Below are 22,767 nucleotides of genomic sequence, written 5' to 3'. Positions count from 1 at the left end.
GTCAGGTGGGCAGACCCCGAGCTCGGCGGAGAAGCGGAAGGCCAGGGCGCAGCCCACGGCCACCGCCTCGCCGTGCAGCAGGGCCTCGCCGAACCCGGTCTCGCTCTCCAGGGCGTGGGCGAAGGTGTGGCCGAGGTTCAGCAAGGCGCGCCGGCCGCTCTCACGCTCGTCCTCGGCCACGATCTGCGCCTTCATCTCCACGCAACGGGCGACCGCATGGGCCAGCGCTCCGGCCTCGCCCGCCAGGACGGCCCCGCCGTTCGCCTCCAGCCAGCCGAAGAAGGCGGCGTCCCCGAGCAGGCCGTACTTCAGCACCTCTCCATAGCCGGCCCGCAGCTCGCGCCCGGGCAGGGTGGCCAGCACGTCCAGGTCGGCCAGCACGAAACAAGGCTGGTGGAAGGCGCCGACCAGGTTCTTGCCGGCCGCCGTGTCGATGGCGGTCTTGCCGCCCACCGAGCTGTCCACCTGAGCCAGTAGGGTGGTGGGGACCTGGATGAAATCGACGCCGCGCTTGTAGATCGCCGCCGCAAAGCCCGCGAGGTCGCCCACTACGCCGCCGCCGAAGGCCACGATGCGGTCGCCGCGGTCTAGCTTCAGGGCCAGCAGCCGGGCGATCAGGTCCTCCAGCCCCGCGAAGCTCTTGGTCTGCTCGCCCGGCGGCAGCACGATCATGTCCACCGCGATCCCGCCGGCCTCCAGCGCCGCAGCCAGCCGCTCGCCGTGATGGTCGGCGACGTGGCGGTCGGTGACCACCACGGTCCGCCGTCGCGGCAGGTGAGGGGCCAGCAGTTCGCCGGCCCGGTCGATCAGTCCGGTCCCGATGTGCACCTCATAGGCGCGGCCGCCCAGGTCCACCTGCACCCGCCGGCCGGCCTCTGCGTTCACGCCTGCGCCTCTCGCTCAAGGTGGGCGTGCAGCGCCTTCAGCACTCCCTCCACGCTGACCGCCACATTCGCGTCGGCCGTCTCCACCGTCACGTGGGCTTCGGCATAGTGGGCGTAGCGCTGGGCGGCCTGGGCTGTCAGCACCTCCATGGGGTCGCGCCCGTGCAGCAGCGGGCGGGTGTTGCGCCTGCTGACCCGCTGCGCGATGAGTTCCAGGTCGGCCTTCAGCCACACGCAGAGCGCCGCCCGTCGCGCCAGGGCGCGGGTCGCCGGGTCCGTGAAGGCGCCGCCGCCGGCCGCCAGCACATGGGGTGGCTCCGAGGTGATCAGCCGGGCGATGACCCGGCGCTCGCCGTCGCGGAACTCCGTCTCTCCGCGCTCGGCGAAGATTTCGGCCACGGTGCGGCGGGCGGCGCGCTCGATCTCCTCGTCGGCGTCGCGGAAGGGGAGCTGCAGCGCCGCCGCCAGCCCGCGCCCCACCGTGCTCTTTCCCGACCCCATCAGGCCCACCAGCAGGATGGTCCGTTCCCGCAGCCTCGGATCGGGCGCATCGGTCGCCTTCAGCGGGAGGGGCGCCGAGGCGGGCAGGGCGTTGGGCGGGTTCATGACGACACCGCCGCTTAACATGAAGGCCTCAGGGTGCACACGTCAGGACTTATCCGTCATGCCCTCAGCCAAGATCGAAGCCTTCCTGGAGATGATGTCGGCGGAGCGCGCCTGCGCCCGCAACACGCTGATCGCCTACGGCAAGGACTTGGCCGACGCTCACGCCTTCACCGCCGCGCGCGGGCGGCCGCTGGAGCAGGCCGAGGCCGCCGATGTCGAGGCCTACTTCGCCGCCCTGTCGCTGCGGGGGCTTTCGGCCGCCACGGCGGCCCGGCGGCGCGCGTCGGTGCGCCAGTTCTACCGCTTCGCGGTGGAGGAGGGCTGGCGCCGGGACGACCCCTCCCGCCGGGTCGACGCGCCCAAGCAGCCGCGGGCGCTACCCAAGCTGCTCTCCCGCGCCGAGGTGGAGCGGCTGATCGCGGCCGCCGCGGCGCTGGGCGACGCGGAGGGCGCGCGCCTCGCCTGCGTGGTGGAGATCCTCTACGCCTCGGGCCTGCGCGTCTCCGAGCTGACCGCTCTGCCGCTCCAGGCCGTCGCCCGCGACCCCGCCTTCCTGATGGTCCGCGGAAAGGGCGGCAAGGAGCGGCTGGCGCCCCTGAACGGGGCCGCGCGCGCGGCGGTGAAGGCTTGGCTTGTCTGGCGCCCCGCCGGGCTGCCCAGGCGCGACAAGGCCAATCCGTGGCTCTTCCCCTCCACCGGCGCCAGCGGACGCATGACGCCCCGCCGGGTGGGCCAGCTGCTGGATGAGGCGGCGGCGCGCGCCGGCCTCGACCCGGCCCGGGTCAGCCCGCACGTGCTGCGCCACGCCTTCGCCACCCACCTGCTGGAGGGGGGCGCGGACCTCCGCGTGGTCCAGACCCTGCTCGGCCACGCCGACATCGCCACCACCCAGATCTACACCCACGTGACCGGCGAGCGCCTGCGCCGCACGGTGGAGGCGGCCCACCCGCTGGCGAAGGGGTGAGGCGGCCGCTCAGGACGCGAGAACGACCCGGTGACGGTATGGCTCACGCTTCGGGCACGTCGAGCAGCGTCCCCAGGCGGTCGTTTCGCTCTGCATCAGGGATGGCGGCGGCCTCCGCAGGTCTGCCGCTTCCGAGTTATGTTTTTCATAGCGCCGGCGGCGGAGGCGCCAGGATCTCGCGCTTGCCCGCGTGGTTGGCGGCGCTCACCACGCCTTCCTTCTCCATGCGCTCGATCAGGCTGGCGGCGCGGTTGTAGCCGATCTGCAGGCGGCGCTGGACGTAGGAGGTGGAGGCCTTCTTGTCGCGCGTGACCACCGCCACCGCCTGGTCGTAGAGATCGTTGGCCGAGAGGCTCTCGCCGTCCAGCGCGCCGCCGCCGCCGCCGCCGTCCTCGTCGTCTTCCGGCGCGGCGGTGACCTCCTCCAGGTAGTTCGGCACGCCCTGGTCGCGGAGGAAACGGGCCACGTCCTCCACCTCCTGGTCGGAGACGAAGGGGCCGTGCAGGCGGGTCACCCGGCCGCCGCCGGCCATGTAGAGCATGTCGCCCTGGCCCAGCAGTTGCTCGGCGCCCTGTTCGCCGAGGATGGTGCGCGCGTCGATCTTGGAGGTGACCTGGAAGCTGATCCGCGTGGGGAAGTTGGCCTTGATGGTGCCGGTGATCACGTCCACCGACGGGCGCTGGGTGGCCATGATCAGGTGGATGCCGGCGGCCCGCGCCATCTGGGCCAGGCGCTGGACGGCGCCCTCGATGTCCTTGCCGGCGACCATCATCAGGTCGGCCACCTCGTCGATCACCACCACCAGGTAGGGCATGGGCTCGGGCGTGATCTTCTCGCTCTCGTAGATGGGGCGGCCGCTGTCGTCGAAGCCGGTCTGGACGGTGCGCTCGAAGTGCTCGCCCTTGGCGATCGCCTCGCGGGCCTTGTCGTTGTAGCCGCCGACGTTCCTCACCCCGATCTTGGACATCAGGCGGTAGCGGTTCTCCATCTCGCGCACCGTCCACTTCAGCGCCACCACCGCCTTCTTGGCGTCGGTGACCACCGGCGCCAGCAGGTGGGGGATGCCGTCATAGACGCTGAGCTCCAGCATCTTGGGGTCGATCATGATGAAGCGGCACTGCTCGGGCGTCAGCCGGTAGAGGATCGACAGGATCATGGCGTTGACCCCCACCGACTTGCCGGAGCCGGTGGTGCCGGCGATCAGCAGGTGGGGCATCTTGGCCAGGTCGGCGATGTAGGTCTCCCCGCCGATGCCTTCGCCCAGCGCCATGGGCAGGCCGACGGTGGACTTCTCGTACTCGGGCGAGGAGAGGAGCGAGCGGAGATAGACGGTCTCGCGCAGCGCATTGGGCAGCTCGATGCCGATGGCGTTGCGACCCGACACCACCGAGACGCGGCAGGCGCGCGCGCTCATGGAGCGGGCGATGTCGTCGGAGAGCGCGATGACACGGGAGGACTTCACGCCTGCGGCCGGCACCAGTTCGTAGAGGGTGACCACCGGGCCGGGGCGGATCTGGTCAATCTGGCCGCGGACCCCGAACTCGGCCAGCACGGTCTCCAGCATGCGGGCGTTCTGCTTCAGCGAGGCCTCGTCCACGCTGGCGGAGCGCACCTTGGGCGGGGAGAGCATGTCGAGTTCCGGCAGTTCGAAGGCCGGGGACTCGCCGAGGTCGAGCGACTTCTGCCGCTCCCGCGCCAGGCGCTCCGAGGGGCGGGGCTGGGCGACGCGGAGCGCGGCCACCTGCGGGCCGCCGTCGTCCAGGGCGGCCGCCAGGGTGTCGATGTCCTCCACGTCGAAGGGTATGTCGTCGACCACCGCCTCCGTCGCCTCCGCCGTACGGGCCGCGGCCTCCGCCTCCACTTCATCGGGGTCCAGCGGCAGGGACAATGGGAGGCGGGTCTTGGGCGTCTTCTCGCGCTTGGGCTTGATCTTGGCGATGGCCGGCGGCGGGTCCGCCGCTGGGGCTGAGGCCGGCTGGAGCGCAGGCGTGCGGCGCGGCCGCGACCCCATCCAGCCGAAGAAGTCGCTCACGTCCCGGGCGCGCAGGCTGGCGCCGAACGCGAGCGCCGGCGCGGCGCACAGGGCGAGCACGCCCGTGGCGATCAGGTGGGTGTGGGGCAGCCTGACCAGGGCGAAGATGTTGGCCAGGCCGGCCAGCAGCGCGTCGCCGAACACGCCGCCGAGCCCGCGCGCCAGTGGCCAGTCCGCAGGCGGCTGGGGCATGGCCAGGACGCCCGCCAGCAGCAGCATGCCGAGTGCGCCCGCCGCCGCGCGCACCCGCAGCTCGCCCCGGTTCAGCCGCGGGTCCGCCGCGCCGGCCCGGTTGAAGCCCCAGATGATCATCATCAGCGCGCCGACCCAGGCGGTCAGGCCGAAGGTCTGCAGTCCCATGTCGGCGACGATCGCCCCGAAGCCCCCCATGGCGTTGCGCGGCGCCTCGCCGGAGGCGACGTTGAAGCTGGGGTCAGCCGCGCGATAGGTGGCGAAGCTGGCGATCATCACCGCGCCGAACACCGCGCCCAGCGCCCCCCGCAGTCGCAGCGCCAGGGCCGAGCTCCAGCCGACGCCGAGCCCTGCGATCATGCGCGCGGACCCGCGTCGCGCGGGCGCCCTGGCCGGGCCACCCGTCCGCGGGCCGGCGTCCGGCCTCATACCCAGCCCCACATCGGCCATTGATCACTCCAGCACACGGCGCGCCTCCCGGCGGTATGGCCCCCCAACGGTTAACCGCCGTTTACACGCCTCGCCAGGCTGTGGCGGCTGGACGCAGGCGCCGGCGCGTAGGACAAGCGCCCCATGTCCCTGGTCACGCCCGAGCCGACGGTGAACTTCGACGCGGCGATCGTGGGCGCCGGCCCCGCGGGCGCCGTGCTGGCCCTGGCGCTCGCGAGAGCAGGACTGAGCGTGGCCATCCTGGACGCCGAGCCGCTGGACACCCGCCTGGCGGAGACCTTCGACGGCCGCGCCTGGGCCATTGCCCACGGCAACATGCTGCAGCTCCGCGCGCTCGGCGTCGCCGAGGCGCTGGAGGCGGACGGGCAGGCCGTCAGCGCCATCGTGGTCACCGAGGGCGAGCGCCCCTCCGCCGCCGGCCGATCACCCCGCCCGGGCTTCCTGCGCTTTGACGCCGCCGAGATCGGCGATGAGACCGGCGGCGCGCCGGTCGCCCTGATGGTGGAGAACCGCCGCTTCCGCGCCACCATGAACCAGGCGCTGGAGGCCGCAGGTGTCACCGCCTTCGCGCCTGCCCAGGTGGAGGCGGTCGAACCTGGCCCGGCCTCCGCCCGGGTGAAGCTGACCAACGGACGCGAGCTGACCGCCAGGGTCGCGGTGGCCGCGGACGGCAAGGCCTCGCGCCTGCGCACCGCCGCCGGCATCGGGGTGAACGGCTGGAGCTACGGCCAGATGGGCGTGGTCGGCACCGTCGCCCTGTCCGCCCCGCACGGGGGCGTGGCGCACGAGTTCTTCATGGCGGGCTCTGCGCTGGCGGTGCTACCGCTCACCGAGCAGCGCGCCAGCCTGGTCTGGGTGGAGCCCAAGGCGAGGGGCGAGGCGCTGCTGGCCGCAAGCCCTGAGGCCTTCGAGGCGCACCTGAACCGAAGGCTCGGCGAGACGCTCGGCCCCGCCCGCCTGGTCGCCCCCCGCTTCGGCTACCCGCTGGGCCTCCAGATCGCCGAGCAGATGACCAGCGACCGCTTGGCCCTGGTCGGCGACGCCGCCCACTCCATCCACCCCATCGCGGGACAGGGCCTGAACCTCGGCATGAAGGACGCCGCGGCGCTGGCCGAAGTGCTCTCTGACGCCAAGCGCTGCGGCGAGGACATCGGCTCCACCGTGGTGCTGGACCGCTACGCCCGCTGGCGGCGCATGGACCGGGCGGCGTTCGCGTGGGCGACCGACTTCTTCGTACGCGTCTACGGCTCCGACACGCCGCTGCTGAAGGTGGCGAGGAACGCAGTGACCGGCGCGATGAACCGCATGACCCCTGTGAAGCGCTTCATGATGCTGGAAGCCGCCGGCTTTGCGGGCGACACGCCGAGGCTGCTGCGGGGCGAGGCGCTCTGACCCCTCGCCCCTACGGGGAGAGGGAGGGGCCTGCGCGTCGCAGACGCGTGGGAGGGTGAGGGGAGCGCCGCGCCTGCAGGGTCTTGCGCGGCGGTTCCCCTCATCCTTCCCACGATCCTGCGGATCGCGGGCCCCTTCCTTCTCCCCGGAGGGGCGAAGGAGAGAGCGGCGCTTCGCCCTCCTGGCGTGGCCGCTATTCCCGCAGCCCCGCTTAGCGCCTAAATGGGCGCTTGCCCTTCGCCGCTGCGCTTGCGGCCGCCCGTCTCCACGTCTGGACTCTTGATGCTCGCCTTCGCCAAGAAACTGTTCGGCTCCTCCAACGAGCGCAAGGTCAAGCAGCTGCAGGGCCGCGTGGCATCCATCAACGCGCTGGAGCCCCGCTTCGCCGCCATGAGCGACGACCAGCTCAAGGCCATGACGCCGGAGTTCAAGGCGCGCGTGGAGAAGGGCGAGGCGCTCGACGACCTGCTGCCTGAGGCCTTCGCCGTGGTGCGCGAGGCCTCCAAGCGGGTGCTGGGCATGCGCCACTTCGACGTGCAGCTCGTGGGCGGCATGACGCTGCACAAGGGCGGCATCGGCGAGATGCGGACCGGCGAGGGCAAGACGCTGGTCGCCACCCTGCCGGTCTATCTGAACGCGCTGGGCGGCAAGGGCGTGCACCTGGTCACCGTCAACGATTACCTGGCCACCCGCGACAGCGACCACATGGGTAAGCTGTACACGTGGCTCGGCCTCTCCACGGGGCTGATCGTCAACGGCCTGTCCCAGCCCGAGCGCCACCGCGCCTACGGCAGCGACGTCACCTACGGCACGAACAACGAGTTCGGCTTCGACTACCTGCGCGACAACCTCACCTACGACGTGCGCGACATGGTTCAGCGCGGGCACAACTTCGCCATCGTGGACGAGGTGGACTCCATCCTGATCGACGAGGCGCGCACGCCCCTGATCATCAGCGGGCCGACCGAAGACCGCAGCGACTTCTACCGAACCATCGACGCGCAGGTGAAGTCCCTGGTGCAGGACAAGGAGACCTACGAGTACGACGAGAAGCAGAAGCAGATCCACCTCACCGAATACGGCAACGAGAAGATCGAGGAGATGCTGACCGCCTCGGGCGCGCTCGCCGAGGACTCCACCGGTCTGTACGACGCCGCCAACATCAGCGTGGTCCACCACGTCAACCAGGCGCTGCGGGCCAACATCATCTACCTGCGCGACCGCGACTACATCGTGCGCGCCGGCGAGATCATGCTGATCGACGAGTTCACCGGCCGCATGATGCACGGCCGCAGGCTCTCCGAAGGCCTGCACCAGGCCATCGAGGCCAAGGAACACGTGGAGGTGATGCCGGAGAACCAGACCCTGGCCTCGGTCACCATCCAGAACTACTTCCGCCTCTACAAGAAGCTGTCCGGCATGACCGGCACCGCGGCGACCGAGGCGTCGGAGTTCGGCGACATCTACAACATGGACGTGGCGGAGATCCCCACCAACCGCCCGATCATCCGCATCGACGACGACGACGAGGTCTATCGCACGGCGGAAGAGAAGAACCAGTCCATCTGCGCCACCATCGCCGACTGCTATGTCCGCGGCCAGCCGATCCTGGTCGGCACCGTCTCCATCGAGAAGTCCGAGCAGCTGTCGGAGCTGCTGAACGCCTACGACTACAAGGTCGAGACCGGCCGCGCGCGCAAGCCCGAACATGCCGGCGCCGACGCCAAGACGCTGGAGAAGCTCGGCGACGAGGCCTTCGACATCACCTGGGAGAGCGGCCACGGCGTGCCGCACAACGTGCTGAACGCCCGCTTCCACGAGCAGGAGGCCTACATCGTGGCCGAGGCCGGGGCGCCCGGCAGCGTCACCATCGCCACCAACATGGCCGGGCGCGGCACCGACATCCAGCTCGGCGGCAACTTCGACATGCGCATGCAGCGCTGGCGCGAAGACCTCGGCTACGGCGCGGAGCCGAGCGAAGACGAGGTCAAGGCCAAGGAGGTGCAGACCAAGGCCGACATCGCCGCGGGCCGCGAGAAGACCCTGGCGGCCGGCGGCCTGTATGTGCTCGGCACCGAGCGCCACGAGAGCCGGCGCATCGACAACCAGCTCCGCGGCCGCACCGGGCGCCAGGGCGATCCGGGCCACTCCAAGTTCTACCTGTCCTGCGAGGACGACCTGCTGCGCATCTTCGCCGGCGAGCGGCTGGATAGCATCATGCGCACCTTCGGCGTGCAGCCGGGCGAGGCCATCACCCACCCCTGGCTGAACCGGGCCATCTCCACCGCCCAAAGGAAGGTGGAGGAGCGCAACTACGAGATGCGCAAGAACCTCCTGAAGTACGACGACGTGGTCAACGACCAGCGCAAGGCCGTGTTCGAGCAGCGCCAGGCCTTCATGCTCTCCGACGACCTGTCGGAGTCGGTGACGGAGATGCGGGGCGACACCATCGAGGACTTCGTCACCTTATGCCTGCCGCCCAAGAGCTATGCGGAGCAATGGGACGCCGCCGGCCTGCACGAGCGGCTGCTGACCTATCTCGGCATGGACCTGCCGGTGGTCGAGTGGGCGGCCGAGGAAGGCGTGACGCCCGAGGACATCCACACCCGCATCACCGAGGCCGCCGACGCCAAGGCCGCCGAGCGCGAGGAACAGATCGGGGCCGAGCAGGCGCGGGGTCTTGAGAAGAACTTCATGCTGCAGATGATCGACATGCAGTGGCGCGAGCACCTGACCCACCTGGACCACCTGCGCCAGGTGATCGGACTGCGCGGCTATGGCCAGCGCGACCCCCTGAACGAGTACAAGTCGGAAGCCTACGCCCTGTTCGAGAAGCTGATGCTGGAACTGCGCCAGAACGTCACCCGCTGGATGATGACGGTAGAGTTCCAGTTCCAACAACCCGAAGTTTTCGCCGCCCAGCAGCAGCCCATGTTCGAGCTGCACCTGGACCCCACCACCGGCGAGAACGAGCGCGATGGCGCGGCGCTCGCCACGGAAGGCGGCTTCATGGCCCCCGACCAGGCCGAGCGCCTGCCTCCCGGAGCCCTGCCATCGGGGTGGGAGCGGACGTCCCGCAACGCCATGTGCCCGTGTGGCTCGGGCAAGAAGTTCAAGCACTGCCACGGGGCGCTGGTGTAGGCGGTCAGGCGCACAGCTGACGCATCCCTGGCTGTCGCAAGCGAACGCACGCCGCACACAGCGGCGCTTCGTCTCCTTGGGACCATGCCGTCTTCGCGCTTAGATGGTGCAGGGCTCGGTGATGGCCCGCAGCGTTCGTGGGGATGAGTAATGCGCTGGGGTGCGCTCCTGCTCGTGTTGGCCAGCTTGGGCCTGGAGGGTGCCGCGCGGGCCGCCTGCAGCCTCGGCCAGCTCGCCGAGCTGCCGGTGACGGTCGCGCGATCGCGCATACTGCTTCCCGCCAAGATAAACGGGACCGACCTCCAGTTCATCGTCGACAGCGGCGCCTTCTTCAGCATGTTGAGTCCCGCTAGCGCGGCCTCGCTCCACCTGAACACGTCACCGGCGCCCTACGGCATGGTCTTCACTGGGGTTGGTGGGGATTTTAAGGCGTCCGTCGCCTGGGCGAAGACCTTCACGCTCGTGAAAAGCACCATCCCCAACATCGAATTCGTCGTCGGCGGCAGTGACCTCGAAGCGCCGGCGGCCGGTCTGATCGGCCAGAACGTGCTGGGGATGGGCGATGTCGACTACGATCTGGCCAGCGGAGCGGTCCGGCTGATCAAGCCCAGGGATTGCGGTCACGCCGAGCTGGCATACTGGGACGGGGAGAAGCCCTATTCGGTGATGCCGATCGAATCCACGGACGCTTTCCGTAGGCACACGGTCGGGACCGTGCTGGTCAACGGCGTGCGCGTGCGCGCGACGTTCGACACCGGCGCGCCGAACACCATCCTGGGCCTGCGCTCGGCGGCGCGGGCGGGCCTGAGGCCGGGCGAGGCCGGGGTGACGCCTGCAGCCGAAACCGGCGGACTGGGGCGCGCGAGCACAAAGGCCTGGACGGCATCAATCGCCAACTTTCAGATTGGCGACGAGCAGATATTGAAGACCAAGATGCTCATCGCCGACCTGGGGCCTGACACAGAGATGCTGGTGGGGTTGGACTTCTTCCTGTCCCATCGCATCTACGTCGCCAACAGCCAAGCCAAGATGTATCTGACGTACATAGGCGGCGCCGTGTTCAACCTTGACGCGCCTCCCGTCGAGGCGCCGTCCTCTTCCGCCGGCACGGTGACGGCGGACGCCAGGACGCCCCCGCCGGGGCTGAACGAGCCGAAGGATGCTGAGGGCTTCAGCCGACGCGGTGCGGTTCTGGCGGCCAGGCATCAGTACGGGCAGGCCGTGGCCGACTTCGATCGCGCTTGCGCCCTGGCGCCCAGCGAGCCCCGATACTTCCAGCAGCGGGCCCTGGCGCGACTCGCCCTGCATCAGACATCCCCCGCCCTGGCTGATCTCGACGTCGCGGTGAAACTGAAGCCGGACGACCCTGAAGCGCGCACTGAAAGAGCCGCCCTGCGTGGGCAAGCGCATGACGAGGACGGCGCCCGTGCAGACCTGGACGCCGCCGCAGCAGCGGCGTCCAAGGAGGCCAACCTGCGGCTCCAGATCGGGGAACTCTACCTGGGTCTGGACCAGTATCAGTCCGCCGTGGCCCAATTCGACCTCTGGATCGCCGTGCATGAGGACGACCGCGCGCTCCCCGCCGCCCTGAACGGCCGTTGCTGGGCGCGCGCGCTGGCCGGGCGCGACCTGGACAAGGCGCTGTCCGACTGCAACGCGGCGCTCCGCCTGACCCAGCGCGCCCCGGAGGTGCTCGACAGCCGCGGCCTGGTCCACCTGCGCCGCGGCGAGTTCGACCGCGCCATCGCCGACTATGATGCGGCCCTGGCGAAGAATCCGAAGATCGCATGGTCTCTCTACGGCAGAGGCGTCGCCGAGTTGAAAACCGGCGCCAAGGCGCAAGGCGCAGCCGACCTCGCCGCCGCCTCGGTGGAGGCGCCGCACCTGGCCGAACGGGCCGCCAGGCTGGGCCTGACGCCCTGACCCACGGCCTGCGCCGCTCAGGGCTGGCGCGAGCGCCACGCTCTGCGGTCTTCGTCCCGGCTTCCCCATGCCACCCCTATGCCGCGCCACCGGCTGCGTGACACGCCGCCGCCGTTTCCTTAAACAGGCTGGGGGCTAGGTATTGCGCGGCGCCTTGGCGCGCGGGTGGAAAGATACGGTTGCGCCGCTCTCGCTTCGCCCTGATCGCCCCAGTCCTGATGGGTCTCGCGGCGGTGTCGCTTGTGGGAGGGGCGGCGCAGGCCGCGCCCAGGCGTGCGCCTCAGCAGCCCCGCGCCGTGGTGCAGGGGGTGGCCGACCGGACCCTGCGCGCCGCCCTGCAGCGGGCGGCGGGGGAGGCGACCGGCGATCCGGTGAACCGGGTGGAGGCCCGCCGGCGCGCCCGCCAGGCGGCGGAGAGCATCACCGCGCTGCTGCGCTCCGACGGCTACTACGACGCGGCCGTCACCCCCGACATCGGTGAGGGCGAGCACGCCCGTGGCGTGGTGCAGGTCGATCCCGGTCCGCTCACCCGGCTCGCGGCGCCGCAGGTGCAGTGGGTGGGCTCGGCCCCCTCCGCCCCGGCGGACGCCGCAGCCCGCGCCGCGGTCAGGCTGAAGCCGGGCGACCCCGGCCGGGCGCCCGACGTGATCGCGGCGGAGGGGCGCGTGGTCGCCGCCCTGGCCCAGGCCGGCTACGCGGATGCCAAGGCGACGCCGCGCGAGGTGGTGGTCGACCACGCCGACCACAGCATGCGCCCGACCTTCAGGATCGCGGCCGGCGACCTGGTGCGCATGGACGGCATGCAGCTCACCGGCCGCACCAGGACCGAGACGCGGTGGCTCCGCCGGCTGGCGCCCTGGAAGACGCGGGAGGTCTACAAGCCCAACGATGTGGCCGAGCTGGAGCGCCGCCTGCTCGACACCGGCGTCTATGACAGCGTCACCGTGGCGCTCGCGCCCAAGCCGAACGCCGACGGCCTGCGCCCGGTGGTGGTCAGCCTGGCGGACCGGGCCAAGTATGTCCTGTCGCTGGGCCTGGGCTACTCCACCACCGAAGGGCCGCTGGTGGACAGCACGTTCTCGGTCTTCAACGTGCTGCAGCGCGCCGACACCGTGACCCTGCTGGCGCGGCTCCAGACCATCGACACGCGGGTGGGCGTCACCGAGAGCCTGCCGCACTTCCTCAATCCAGGCCAGACCCTGCTCATCGGCCCGGACGCGTTCCGCGACGTGACCAACGCCTACACCACCCAGGGGGGTGAGCTGGTCGCCAACCTGACCCAGCGCTACGGCAAGTATTCCTTCCTGACCAAGGGCCTGTCCTTCGTCTACAGCCAGATCGACGACCACGAGCTCGGCCGGCTCGACATCTACTCGATCCGGCCGCTGCTGGCAGCCTCGCTGGACCATACCGACAACGTGCTGAACGCCACCCACGGCTACAAACTCGATGCACGGGCGGAGCCCATCTACGTGTTCGGCCAGGAGAACCTGATCTATCTCAAGCTGCAGGCCCAGGGCAGCACCTTCCTGTCCCTGGACGAGGTCGGGAACCGGGTGCTGGCGCTCCGCGCCCAGGCCGGGTCGATCATCGGCGGCCAAATCCCGCAGGTGCCGGCCTCGGATCGCTTCTTCGCCGGCGGCGGCGGAACGGTGCGGGGCTATGAGTACCAGAACGTCGGCCCGCACTACGCCGACAACACGCCCCAGGGCGGCCTGTCGCTCATCGACGCGACCATCGAGCTCCGCCAGCGCATCTCAGGCCCCGTCGGCGGCGTGCTGTTCCTGGACAGCGGCACGGTCGGGACCCAGGCCACGCCGAGCTTCAGCCACATCGCCTCCTCGGTGGGGATCGGCCTGCGCTACGACCTGGGCTTCGCGCCGGTGCGGGTGGACCTCGCCACGCCCATCAACCGGCTGAGCGGGGCCTCCCAGCCGCCGATCCAGGTCTATCTCAGCGTGGGCCAGAGCTTTTGAGCGCCGCGCCGCCCGAGCCGACGGCGCCCGCGGTGGAGACGGAGCGGGCGCCAGCCCCCGATCCACGGCCCCGCCGCTGGGGCCGCTGGGTCGCGCTCGGCCTGGTGGTCCTGGTCGCCCTGCTGGCCCTGCTTGCCGGGGGAGCGCGGCTGATGGTGCGCACCGAGGCGGGACGGAGCCTGGTGGCGAACCTGCTGGAGGGGCTGCCGCTGGGCCCTGTGGGGCGGCTGCATGTGGAGGGGATCGGCGGCGATCCGCTCTCCGACCTGACCCTCGCCAGACTCCAGATCGTGGATGCGCGCGGCCCCTGGCTTGACGCCCGCGACCTGGAGCTGCGCTGGCGCTGGAGCGAGCTGCTCTCCCGGCGCTTCCACGCCCGCTCGATCACCGCCGGCACCCTGACGCTGGTCCGCGACCCTGTCCTCGCGCCGCAGCCGCCCTCCAGGGGCGCCTCCCGGCTGCCGATCGCCGTCCAGATCGACGCGCTGAGACTTCGCCTGGACATGCTGCCGGCCTTCAGCGTTCGTCCGGGATCGTACCGGCTGGACAGCCGCTTCTCGCTGGAACGCAACATGGCGGCGGCGGGCCGGCTCTCCGCGCGGAGCCTGCTCCGTTCCGGCGACGGGCTGTCGGCGGTGTTCCAGGTGGGCCAGGGCGGCCGGGTGCTCATCCGCGCCGACGCCGTGGAGGGCCGGGGAGGCGCGCTTGCGGGTGGCCTCGGCCTGCCGGTGACCCAGGCCTTGTCGGTGAGCCTGCGTGCGGATGGGACGGTGGACTCAGGCGCCCTGCAGCTCCGCGCCACCAGCGGGGCGGATATGCCCCTGTCGGCGGACTCGAACTGGGGCGCAGGCGGGGCGCGGCTGGCCGCGCGGCTGGAGCTCGGCGCCTCGCGCCTGACCCACGACCTGGCCGTCCGCGCGGGCCCGCTCGCCCAGCTCACCCTGGCCGCCCGCCACCTGCACGGCGACGTCTTCGACGTGCAGGGCCTGCTGGCCGCCCAGACCGCCAGCCTGCGGATCGCGGGTCCGCTGGACTGGAAGGTGCGCAGCACCTCAGGGCTGGCCCTCACCCTGGACGTGCCGGACGCCGCCCGCTGGGCGCCCGGGGTAGCCATCGCCTCGGCGCGCCTGGGCGGGTCCGTCACAGGCGATCCGGAGCGGTTCGACTTCAAGGGACGGCTCGCGGCGGCTAGGCTGGCCCAGAGCGGCTACAGCCTCGCGCGGGCGGACGGGCCTGTGGCGCTCAGCCGCCAGGGCGAGGAGTGGCGGGTCCAGGCCGACCTTGCGGGCGCAGGCGGCGCGGGCCAGGGGCTGGTGGCCGGGCTGCTGGGACCCGCGCCCCGGGTGAAGCTCGACGGGACGCGGCTGGCTGACGGGCGGCTGCTGGTCCGCAGCCTCGACGCGGCGGGCGCGGGCGTGAGCGTCACGGGCCAGGGCGGGCAGGCCCTGCTCGGCGGCGGCCTGTCGTTCAAGGGCCAGGCTCAGCTCGCCAGTCTCGGGACGCTGCAGACGGGCTTGCACGGCCGGCTCGACGCGGCCTGGACCGCGGACCGAGCGAAAGGGGCCGAGGACTGGCGTTTCGACCTGGACGCCCACGCCGGCGGCTTCGCCACGGGGTCCGCGCCCGCCGACCACTTCCTGGGCTCGGCGCCACGCCTGAAGGCGTCCGCCAGATGGGGTCCGGCAGGACTGCAGGTCGCAAGCGCCGCTCTGACCGGGGCGGCGGTGCAGGTCACCGCCAGCGGGCGGCTTGATCCCAAAGGGCCGCTCGCCTTCGGTCTGGGCTGGCAGGCGCAGGGACCGTTCGAGGCCGGGCCGCTGAAGGTGGCGGGCGAGGCCAAGGGGACGGGCAGGATCTCGGGCACGCTCGGCGCGCCAGCGGTGGAGCTGGACAGCCGGATCGCCTCCCTGGCGCTCGGCCGCCTGATCGTGGCGCCGGCCAACCTGACGCTCGCGATCGCCAAGGACGGACCGGCGCTGGGCGGTCGCGTGCAGCTGGCGGGGCCGAGCGGCTACGGGCCGGCCTCGCTGAAGGCCGCGTTCCGGCTGGCCGACGGCGCCGTCGAGGTGAACGACCTCGACGCAGACGCAGGCGGGGTGAAGGCCACCGGCGCCCTGACGCTTCAGGGTGGCGCGCCCGGCACGGCGGACCTGGTGCTGCAGGTGCGGCGGGGCGCCTTCCTGGACGCCGGCCATCTGGACGGGACCGTGCGGCTGAGCCAGACCGCCAACGGCCTGGCCGCCCATCTCGTGCTGGACGGCGGCGGGATCGCCGCGCCTGGACTGCAGGGCGTGCTGCACGGCGTGAGATTGCGCGCTGACGGCCCCTATGACCACCTGCCGGTGCAGATCGCCGCCGACAGCCTTGCGCCAACGCCTTGGCGGTTCTCCGGATCGGGGCGCCTGGACCAGGCGGGGACGGCGCGCACCCTGACGCTTGGCGGCTCGGGCGAGGTTCGCAAGATCACGCTGAAGACCTTGCGGCCGGCGGTGCTGCGTCTCGACGGCGATACGCGCCAGCTCGATCTCGGCTTGGCGGTGGGCGGGGGTAGGGTGGAGGTGTCCGCGCACCAGAGCGGCCAGGCGATGGGCGGCGTCGCGCACCTGAGCGAAGTGAACCTGTCGGCTTTCGACACAGACTATGAGGGGGCGGTGAACGCCACCTTGAACCTCGATGGGCGGGGTGCGAGCCTGGCCGGCGCCCTGGACGCGACGCTGGCCGGCGCCCGCTCCCGGGACGCGCCTGCCGACCTCGCGCTGGACAGCCACGTCCACGCCGAGCTCGCCGGTGAGCGCCTGCGACTGGTCGCTGCGGCCACCAATGCTCAGGGCTTGAAGTCCAACCTCCAGGTCGACCTGCCGGCGGTGGCGAGCGCGGCGCCCTTCCGGGTCGCCGTTGACCGCACCCGGCCCATGCGGGGGGACTTCTCGGCCGAAGGGGAGCTGCGGCCGCTCTGGGACCTGCTGGTGGGCGGCGACCAGCGACTGTCGGGGCGGGTGTCCACCCAGGGAACGCTTGCAGGCACGTTGAATGCGCCGAAGGTGCTGGGCCACGCCGCCATCGCCGCGGGCCGCTACCAGAACTATGCGGTAGGACTCGATCTGCAGAAGTTCGCGGTGAACGCCGACTTCGGCCAGGACGCGGTGCGGATCAGCGAGCTGCAGGGAACAGACGGGCGCAACGGCACGCTCGCCGGGTCGGGCGACATCGGGCTCGCCCAGGGCGGGGGCTCCACCTTCGCGCTGAAGCTGAACCACTTCCGCGTCATCGACACCGACTCGGTGACCGCCACCATGTCCGGCGACGCCACTGTCACGCGTGACGCCCGCGGCCAGGCCAAGCTGGTCGGCGCGCTGAAGGTCGATCGGGCAGACATCTCGCCCAACGCTCCCACGCCGAGCGGCGCGGTGGCCATGGAGGTGATGGAGATCAACAAGCCGGGCGAGCCCGAGGTCCAGACCACCGCCACCGTCGCCAAGCCCGCGATGGCGCCGCCCCTGGCGCTCGACGTGACCGTACGCAGTTCAAGGGGCGTCTTCGTCAAAGGCAAGGGGCTGAACGTGGAGCTGTCGCTTGACGCCCATGTCACCGGCTCGGCCAGCGCGCCCGATCTCAGCGGCGAGGCGCGGGTGGTGCTGGGCTCCTATGACTTCGCAGGCAAGCGTTTCGATTTCGACGGGCGCAGCCTTATCCGGCTGGGCGTCAGGCCGGAGGACATCCGGCTGAACCTGATCGCCACGCGCCAGAACACCACCTTCTCCACCACGAGCGTGGAGAGCAAGCCGACCAGCGCCACCACCGAGACGAGCACCACGTCTGCGCCCTCGGCCAACGCCGGCCTGACGGCGGAGGTGCACGTCACGGGCACTGCGGCCCGGCCCGACATCACCCTGACCTCCACCCCCGTGCTGCCCCAGGACGAGATCCTGTCCCAGGTGCTGTTCGGCTCTTCCGCCGCCCAGCTCACCGGAGCCCAGGCGGCCGAGCTGGCCTCCACCCTGGCCTCGCTGAGCGGCGGGGGCGGGTTCGACGTGCTGGGGCGGCTGCGTCAGTTCTCAGGCCTCGACCGGCTGGCCTTCGGTCAGGGCACGTCCGGGACCGGGGTGTCGGGGGGCAAGTACGTGACCGACAGCGTCTACATCGAGCTGACCGGGGGCGGGCGCGAGGGGCCGTCGGCGGCGGTGGAATGGCGCGTGCGGCGCAACTTCTCGGTCATCTCGCAGGTGGGGACCCAGGGCGACGCCCAGCTGTCGATCCAGTACAACCGGACCTTCAGGTAGCTGATCCTCCCCTGCGAAGCGGGGAAGGATCAGCCTCGCCGCCTTAGGGCGCTCAGCCGCCGAACTTGTAGCCGCAGAGCTTGTTGCCATCGAGGTCGCGGAAGTAGGCGAAGTGCACGCCCGGCGCGCGTTCGCCCGGAGGGCCCTCGTCGGTGGCTCCAAGCTCCAGGGCCTTGGCGTGGAAGTCGGCGACCTCCTGGGGGCTGTCGAAGCTGAACCCGCCCATGACGCCGTTGCCGGCTACCGCGGGCTGGCCGTCGTAGGGGCCGAGCACGCCGAACAGCCCCTTGCCCTTGGCGCTATAAAGCCGCCCGCCCGACGGATGCTCGAAGAAGGGCCTCATGCCGATGGAGCCGAGCAGGGCGTCGTAGAAGGCCTTGGCCTCGGGCAGCTTGTTGGAGCCTACCGTGAAGTAGCTGACGGTCGCCATAGCGGTCCTCCTGTTGGCGCGGCTGCGCCCAGCGGCTCTAGCACTGGGGGGCTCTAGCATACGATACCAACGGGTGTTGAGCTTGATTGCTGGCGAGGCTGATCCTCTCCCCTTTTGGGGGAGGGGGACCAGCGAAGCTGGTGGAGGGGGCGGCGCCGCCGCTTCGCGTCGACCCGCACAGTCGGCTTCGCCGACAGCTCCCCCAGAGGGAGAGCATCTTGGACGCTGTCCTTGAGGAGTCAGGGTCGACGGCCTTCAATATGAGGCGCAGATCAGGCGTCGGAGAAGCCGAACGGCGCGCTGGTGCGCCGCACGTCGTCCTGCAGGATCTGGCGGCCGATGGGCGGCTCCGACCGGGCGGTGCACTCCGCACGATGGCAGAGGCGGCAGGTGATGCCGATAGGGGTCGGCGTCGGCGGTCCTGCGTCGGCCCGGGTGTAGACGAGCCGCCCCGCCTGCTCGGCCGCGCAGCCCAGCGCGATGGCCCGGTCCACCCGCGGCCGGCCATAGCCGCCACCGCCCGCCGTCACCGTTCGGGCGATGGAGAAGAAGCGCTGGCCGTCCGGCAGCTCCAGCCACTGGGTGAGGATCTGGCGCGGCCTGCGGAAGGCCTGGTGCACCGTCCACAGCGGACAGCCGCCGCCGTGGCGCGCGAAGGGAAAGCCCGCACCGTCCAGCCGCTTGGAGACGTTCCCGGCCTCGTCCACCCGGATGAAGAAGAAGGGCACGCGCTCGTGGCCGGGCTTCTGCAGAGTCGTCAGCCGGTGGGCCGTCTGCTCGAAGCTGGCGCCGAACTGGCGGCCGAGCGCCTCCACGTCGTAGGCCCGCGCCTCGGCCGCCTTGGCGAAGGCGGCGTAGGGCATCAGGACGGCCGCGGCCGCGTAGCCCGCGAGCGCCCGGCGGGCCAGACGGGCGCCGCTCTGCGTGGCGAAGCTCCCGCCCTCCAGCGCCGCGTCGAGCTGCGGCCCCAGCTCCAGATAGGCGAGCTGTAGCGCCAGCTGGAAGGCCTGGCTCGCTCCGTCCAGTTCGTCGTCCAGCACGATCTCGCGCCGGTGCCGGTCGAGGCGACGGATGGAGCCCACCATGACCTTGGGCGGCAGGCGGCGCACCCGCAATCCATGCCGCGCCTTGAGGTAGGCGATCGTCCCGCCCGCTTCGTTCACGGCCGCGGCCATGCGCTCGGCCGCCTCGTCCAGCAGGGGGAAGCAGTTGCGCCGGGCGGCCAGGAAGTGGCGGGACTCCGCCACCGGGTCTGAAGCGCCGTCACCGCGCGGGCTCGCGCGCCGGTCGGCCAGGGCCAGCTGCTCCTGCTGGTAGGTCGTGTAGAGGCGCAGGAACGCGTCGGCCACGCCGGGGAAGTTGGCCGTAATATCGCCAGTCTCCAGCGCGCCAAGGTCAATGTCGGCGAACAGCGGGTCCTTCAGCGCGGCCTGGAGCCGGCCGTGTCCGCCGGAGTCGTCCTGGCCCGCAAGCGTCGAAACGTCGATCTGATAGGTGCGCGCCAGGCGCAGCAGCAGCTCGGCGGTCAGCGGCCGCTGGTTGCGCTCCAGCAGCGCGATGTAGGAGGGCGAGACCTCCAGGTCCGCGGCCATGTCGATCTGGGTCAGGCCGCGGTCGCGCCGGAAGCGCCGCAGGCTCGGCCCCACATAGAGGCGGCGCTCAGCCTTGGGCATGATCCGGAAGGCCCCTCATCATGACGTACACCCTTACACCTGAACTTGTAAGATTCTTACACCTTGACTAGGTCGCTGCTCCACAAGCGGTGCAGGGATGCTATCTCGTCGCCTTGTTCTTTTCCGCAGCCGAGGGTGCGCGAGCCATGGCCTACCAGGACCACATCATCGAGATGAGCCAGCTCGTGAAGAGCAAGGCCGGTCCCTGGAGCGGCATCGCGCCCGAGGCCGTGGCGCGCATGCGGCTGCAGAACCGCTTCAAGACCGGGCTGGAGATCGCCCGCTACACCGCCGACATCATGCGCGCCGACATGGCCGCCTATGACGCCGATCCGTCCAAGTACACCCAGTCGCTGGGCTGCTGGCACGGCTTCATCGGCCAGCAGAAGATGATCTCCATCAAGAAGCATTTCGGCTCCACCAAGGGCCGGTATCTCTACCTGTCTGGCTGGATGGTGGCGGCGCTGCGGTCCGAGTTCGGACCGCTTCCTGACCAATCCATGCACGAAAAAACCTCTGTGCCGGCGCTGATCGAGGAACTCTACACCTTCCTGCGCCAGGCCGACGCGCGAGAGCTGGACATCCTGTTCCGCCAGATCGACGCCGCCCGCGCAGCCGGCGACACCAAGACGGAGGAGGCGCTGATCGAGGAGGTCGACAGCTTTCAGACCCACGTGGTGCCGGTCATCGCCGACATCGACGCGGGCTTCGGCAACGCCGAGGCGACCTACCTGCTGGCCAAGAAGATGATCGAGGCGGGCGCCTGTGCGCTCCAGATCGAGAACCAGGTCTCTGACGAGAAGCAGTGCGGCCACCAGGACGGCAAGGTCACGGTCCCCCACGAGGACTTCCTTGCGAAAGTGCGCGCCTGCCGCTACGCCTTCCTGGAGCTCGGCGTCGAGAACGGGATCATCGTCACCCGCACCGACTCGCTGGGCGCGGGCCTGACCAAGCAGATCGCGGTCAGCAACGCGCCGGGCGACCTCGGCGACCAGTACAACAGCTTCCTCGATTGCGAGGAGGTGGCGCCGGGCGATCTCGCCAACGGCGACGTGGTGCTCAACCGGAACGGCGAGCTGCTGCGGCCCAAGCGCCTGCCCAGCAACCTGTTCCAGTTCCGTAGCGGCTCGGGCGCGGACCGCTGCGTGATGGACTGCATCGCTTCGCTCGACAACGGCGCGGACCTGCTGTGGATCGAGACCGAGAAGCCACACGTCGATCAGATCGCCTCGATGATGGACCGGGTGCGCGAGGTCTATCCGACCGCCAAGCTGGTCTACAACAACTCGCCCTCGTTCAACTGGACGCTAAACTTCCGCCAGCAGGTCTATGACGCCTGGAAGGCGGCGGGGAAGGACGTCTCCGCCTATGATCGCGCCAAGCTGATGAGCGTGGACTACGACACGACCGACCTGGCGGTGGAGGCCGACGAGCGCATCCGCACCTTCCAGGCGGACGGCGCCAAGCGGGCGGGCATCTTCCACCACCTGATCACCCTGCCGACCTACCACACCGCGGCCCTGTCCACCGACAACCTGGCCCGGGAATATTTCGGCGCCGAGGGGATGTTGGGCTACGTCAAGCAGGTGCAGCGCCAGGAGATCCGCCAGGGCATCGCCTGCGTCAAGCACCAGAACATGAGCGGCTCGGACCTCGGCGACGAGCACAAGGGCTACTTCGGCGGCGAGGCGGCGCTGAAGGCCGGCGGCGTCCACAATACGATGAACCAGTTCGCTTAGGGTTCGACCGCCTCCTCCCCTGCGCAGCGGGGGAGGGGGACCACGCGAAGCGTGGTGGAGGGGGCGTCGCCGCCGCCAACCTCTTGCCGGCGACGCCCCCTCCACCACGGCGCGTATCCGCGCCGCGCCACCTCCCCCGCTGCGCAGGGGAGGAGAAACTAGAGCGGCGGTCGCTTAGACGCCCAGGGCCGAGCCCGCTCCAGCTCTGCGGCGACTGAGAACAGCAGCGCTTCCTCACCAATCCTCGCGGCGAACTGCACCCCCACCGGCAGCCCGTCGGCCGTCCAGTATAGCGGCACGCTCATCGCCGGCGCGCCGGTCTGGTTGTAGATCGCCGTGTAGGGGCAGTACGCCCCCACCGCCGCGCCATAGCTCGCCGCCGACTGGTTGAGCGCGAGTGCGCCGAGCGGCGCCGGCGGGGTCGCCAGGGTCGGCGACAGAATCAGGTCGTAGCGCGCCTGGAAACTGGCGACGGTGCCGGCGGCGGTCATGAAGGCCAGGTCTGCGGCGAGCAAGTCCGTCGCCTTCAGGCCCCGTCCCGCCTGGACCATCTCCCAGGTGGCGATCTCCAGCTCGTTATCTCGCAGCCTGCGGCCGAGTTCGAGTTCGCGGGTGTCGACGACCAGGGCGGTGTGGGCGGCCACAACCGCGACCATGCTGCGGCCGAGCGCGGACGCGTCCACCTCCGGCCGCGCCTCCTCCACCTCGAAGCCCAGTCCGGCGCAGAGCTGAGCGGCGTCTTCCGCGGCCCAGCGACAGGCAGGGTTGACGGGAACGCCGCTGAAAGGCTCCACCATCAGCGCCACCCGCACCGGCCGGCCCAGCAGCCCCGCGGGCGTGCGCTCCAGCGCGCCGAGGAAGCTCGGTGCAAACGAATCGGGCGCGGCGTAGCGCGAGCCGGGCTCCGGCCCCGCTGTCGCATCGAGCAGGCCCGCGGAATCGCGCACGCTGCGGGTGACCGCATGGCTGACGCCCAGCCCGCTCCACCCCTCGGTCCGGCGGAAGCCGACGGGCGTGCGGCCGCGCGACGGCTTGAGCCCGAACAGGCCGCAGCACGAGGCGGGCACGCGGATGGAGCCGCCGCC

The 22,767-nt window shown here is 71.0% G+C and carries 13 protein-coding genes; 7 read left to right on the top strand and 6 right to left on the bottom strand.

Annotated features, from left to right (window positions below; genetic code table 11):
- The coding region (gene aroB / locus HUV06_RS06085; protein WP_174300381.1) for a 3-dehydroquinate synthase at positions 1 to 885 on the bottom strand (885 nt) is incomplete at its 3' end.
- Entirely contained in the window at positions 882 to 1,511 is a 630-nt protein-coding gene (locus HUV06_RS06080; protein WP_254600904.1) for a shikimate kinase, read from the bottom strand. The genes aroB and HUV06_RS06080, both read right to left, overlap by 4 nt.
- A 37-nt stretch (positions 1,512 to 1,548) precedes the next feature.
- Here HUV06_RS06080 and HUV06_RS06075 point away from each other — a divergent pair, with 37 nt between their 5' ends.
- Entirely contained in the window at positions 1,549 to 2,454 is a 906-nt protein-coding gene (locus HUV06_RS06075; RefSeq protein WP_217433658.1) for a tyrosine recombinase, read from the top strand.
- Between the two features lie 145 nt (positions 2,455 to 2,599).
- Here the strand turns inward: HUV06_RS06075 and HUV06_RS06070 are convergent, their stop codons facing one another.
- Positions 2,600 to 5,128, bottom strand: coding sequence for a DNA translocase FtsK (locus tag HUV06_RS06070; protein ID WP_371811002.1), 2,529 nt, complete (start codon positions 5,126 to 5,128; stop codon positions 2,600 to 2,602).
- Positions 5,129 to 5,251: 123 nt separating this feature from the next.
- Here HUV06_RS06070 and HUV06_RS06065 point away from each other — a divergent pair, with 123 nt between their 5' ends.
- The 5 genes from HUV06_RS06065 to HUV06_RS06045 all read left to right on the top strand — a co-directional run bounded on the left by HUV06_RS06065 (position 5,252) and on the right by HUV06_RS06045 (position 17,840).
- A complete protein-coding gene (locus HUV06_RS06065) occupies positions 5,252 to 6,520 on the top strand; it encodes an FAD-dependent monooxygenase (RefSeq protein WP_174300378.1) in 1,269 nt (422 codons plus the stop codon).
- A gap of 282 nt (positions 6,521 to 6,802) precedes the next feature.
- A complete protein-coding gene (gene secA, locus HUV06_RS06060) occupies positions 6,803 to 9,661 on the top strand; it encodes a preprotein translocase subunit SecA (protein WP_174300377.1) in 2,859 nt (952 codons plus the stop codon).
- A gap of 150 nt (positions 9,662 to 9,811) precedes the next feature.
- Positions 9,812 to 11,584 carry a retropepsin-like aspartic protease gene (locus tag HUV06_RS06055; protein ID WP_174300376.1) on the top strand — a complete coding sequence of 591 codons (1,773 nt, stop codon included), beginning with the start codon at positions 9,812 to 9,814 and terminating at the stop codon, positions 11,582 to 11,584.
- Positions 11,585 to 11,763: 179 nt separating this feature from the next.
- Positions 11,764 to 13,560: an autotransporter assembly complex family protein gene (locus HUV06_RS06050; protein WP_174300375.1), complete on the top strand. Its 1,797-nt coding sequence runs from the start codon at positions 11,764 to 11,766 to the stop codon at positions 13,558 to 13,560.
- Complete coding sequence (locus HUV06_RS06045; RefSeq protein WP_174300374.1) at positions 13,557 to 17,840, top strand: translocation/assembly module TamB domain-containing protein; 4,284 nt, start codon at positions 13,557 to 13,559, stop codon at positions 17,838 to 17,840. The genes HUV06_RS06050 and HUV06_RS06045 overlap by 4 nt, the downstream gene beginning before the upstream one ends.
- A gap of 52 nt (positions 17,841 to 17,892) precedes the next feature.
- Here HUV06_RS06045 and HUV06_RS06040 read toward each other — a convergent pair whose 3' ends face one another.
- On the bottom strand, positions 17,893 to 18,270 hold the full coding sequence (locus HUV06_RS06040; RefSeq protein WP_174300373.1) for a VOC family protein: 378 nt from the start codon (positions 18,268 to 18,270) through the stop codon (positions 17,893 to 17,895).
- Between the two features lie 272 nt (positions 18,271 to 18,542).
- Positions 18,543 to 19,943 (bottom strand): short-chain fatty acyl-CoA regulator family protein, encoded by a 1,401-nt coding sequence (locus HUV06_RS06035; protein ID WP_174300372.1) that lies wholly within the window; start codon positions 19,941 to 19,943, stop codon positions 18,543 to 18,545.
- A gap of 113 nt (positions 19,944 to 20,056) precedes the next feature.
- Here HUV06_RS06035 and HUV06_RS06030 point away from each other — a divergent pair, with 113 nt between their 5' ends.
- The gene (locus HUV06_RS06030; protein WP_254600903.1) at positions 20,057 to 21,682 is read left to right on the top strand and encodes an isocitrate lyase; all 1,626 of its coding nucleotides are present in this window, start codon (positions 20,057 to 20,059) and stop codon (positions 21,680 to 21,682) included.
- Positions 21,683 to 21,840: 158 nt separating this feature from the next.
- Here the strand turns inward: HUV06_RS06030 and HUV06_RS06025 are convergent.
- Positions 21,841 to 22,767 (bottom strand): amidase (locus tag HUV06_RS06025; protein WP_254600900.1); only part of this gene is annotated, 927 nt, incomplete at its 5' end.

Origin of the sequence: Caulobacter sp. S45 (assembly GCF_903642205.1) — a bacterium.
Taxonomy (GTDB): Bacteria; Pseudomonadota; Alphaproteobacteria; order Caulobacterales; family Caulobacteraceae; genus CAHJWH01.
Note: the sequence above shows the minus strand (reverse complement) of the source record. Positions and strands in the feature narration are given on the sequence as shown.

Coding starts and splice junctions, on each gene's coding strand:
- HUV06_RS06070 (WP_371811002.1), bottom strand. CDS start 5,128: ATGGCCGATGTGGGGCTGGGTATGAGGCCGGACGCCGGCCCGCGGACG.
- secA (WP_174300377.1), top strand. CDS start 6,803: ATGCTCGCCTTCGCCAAGAAACTGTTCGGCTCCTCCAACGAGCGCAAG.
- HUV06_RS06080 (WP_254600904.1), bottom strand. CDS start 1,511: ATGTTAAGCGGCGGTGTCGTCATGAACCCGCCCAACGCCCTGCCCGCC.
- HUV06_RS06035 (WP_174300372.1), bottom strand. CDS start 19,943: ATGCCCAAGGCTGAGCGCCGCCTCTATGTGGGGCCGAGCCTGCGGCGC.
- HUV06_RS06040 (WP_174300373.1), bottom strand. CDS start 18,270: ATGGCGACCGTCAGCTACTTCACGGTAGGCTCCAACAAGCTGCCCGAG.
- HUV06_RS06075 (WP_217433658.1), top strand. CDS start 1,549: ATGCCCTCAGCCAAGATCGAAGCCTTCCTGGAGATGATGTCGGCGGAG.
- HUV06_RS06065 (WP_174300378.1), top strand. CDS start 5,252: ATGTCCCTGGTCACGCCCGAGCCGACGGTGAACTTCGACGCGGCGATC.
- HUV06_RS06055 (WP_174300376.1), top strand. CDS start 9,812: ATGCGCTGGGGTGCGCTCCTGCTCGTGTTGGCCAGCTTGGGCCTGGAG.